This is a genomic window from Mesorhizobium sp. M2A.F.Ca.ET.039.01.1.1, from assembly GCF_003998035.1.
In the GTDB taxonomy this organism is placed as follows: Bacteria; Pseudomonadota; Alphaproteobacteria; order Rhizobiales; family Rhizobiaceae; genus Mesorhizobium.
Genome location: NZ_RZRY01001116.1, coordinates 1 through 1,468, shown reverse-complemented (window position 1 = coordinate 1,468; position 1,468 = coordinate 1). Strand labels below are relative to the sequence as shown.

The following is a 1,468-nucleotide window of genomic DNA, read 5'->3' as shown; positions in this document are numbered from 1 at the left end:
GTTGTGGATCATCCTCGACGAGTTCAACTCCGATCTCGTCGGCAAGTCCTTCTATCTCGAACCCGAGCCGCCGATCGGACGCTTCAGCAAAGCCTTCTTCCTGCCGCTGCTGCGGGAGTTCATCGTCAGACGCAAGGCCTTCATCGAAGTCATCCGCTTCCGCTAGCCTCGACACAGCCGCGTCCTCCGTGAGCGAGAACAAACGGCCGAAGGCCGAGCCCGCGACTGCGGGCCGCCGGTCGTCCGGCGCCCCCCGCGGAGGCCCAGCCGCGATAGCGGCGGTGCGGGCCGTGAGCGAAAACGACGGCCGAAGGCCGAGCCCGCGACTGCGGGCCGCCGATCATTCGGCGCCCCCGCGGAGGGCCCGCCGCGGCAGCGGCGATACGGCCCGTGAGCGAAACAAACTACCGAAGGCCGAGCCCGCGACTGCGGGCCGCCGGTCGTCCGGCGCCCCCGCGGAGGGCCCGCCGCGGCAGCGGCGATACGGCCCGTGAGCGAGAACTACGCCGCCTTCTTCTTCGGCTGGATCAGGCCGCGCTCGACCAGCAGCTCGGCGATCTGCACGGCGTTGAGCGCCGCGCCCTTGCGCAGATTGTCGGAGACGACCCACATCGACAGGCCGTTGTCGATGGTCGAATCCTCGCGGATGCGCGAGATGAAGGTGGCGTCCTCGCCGGCCGATTCCAGCGGCGTGATGTAGCCGCCGTTCTCGCGCTTATCGAGCACCTGGCATCCCGGCGCTTCGCGCAGGATCTCGCGCGCCTCGTCCGCCGTGATCGGCTTCTCGAACTCGATGTTGACCGCTTCCGAATGGCCGATGAAGACCGGCACGCGCACGCAGGTCGCCGTCAGCTTAATCTTGGGGTCGAGCATCTTCTTGGTCTCGGCCACCATCTTCCACTCTTCCTTGGTGGAGCCGTCATCGAGGAAAACGTCGATCTGCGGGATGACGTTGAAGGCAATGCGCTTGGTGAACTTCTTGACGTCGACCAGGTCGGCGACGAACACCGCGCGGGTCTGCGTGAACAGCTCGTCCATGCCTTCCTTGCCGGCGCCCGACACCGACTGGTAGGTGGCGACGACGACGCGCTTGATGGTGGCGACGTCATGCAGCGGCTTCAGCGCGACGACCAGCTGCGCCGTCGAGCAGTTCGGATTGGCGATGATGTTCTTGCGCGAGAACAGCGAGACCGCGTCCGGGTTCACCTCCGGCACGATCAGCGGCACGTCCGGGTCATAGCGGAAGGCCGACGAATTATCGATGACGACGCAGCCCTGCTTGCCGATCTTGGGAGACCATTCCTTGGAGACGTTGCCGCCGGCCGACATGACGCAGAGGTCGGTGTCGGAAAAATCGTAGGTGTCGAGCGCCTTGACCTTCAGCGTGCGGTCGCCGAAGGACACTTCGGTGCCCTGGCTGCGCCGCGACGCCAGCGCCACCACTTCGCTCACCGGGAAGCCGCGCTCG

Annotated in this window: 1 protein-coding gene; it reads right to left on the bottom strand. The window is 66.5% G+C overall.

Going from position 1 to position 1,468, the window contains the following annotated elements:
* Nucleotides 1–501: 501 nt before the first annotated feature.
* The coding region (locus EOA24_RS37760) for an aspartate-semialdehyde dehydrogenase (RefSeq protein ID WP_127410810.1) at nt 502–1,468 on the bottom strand (967 nt) is incomplete at its 5' end.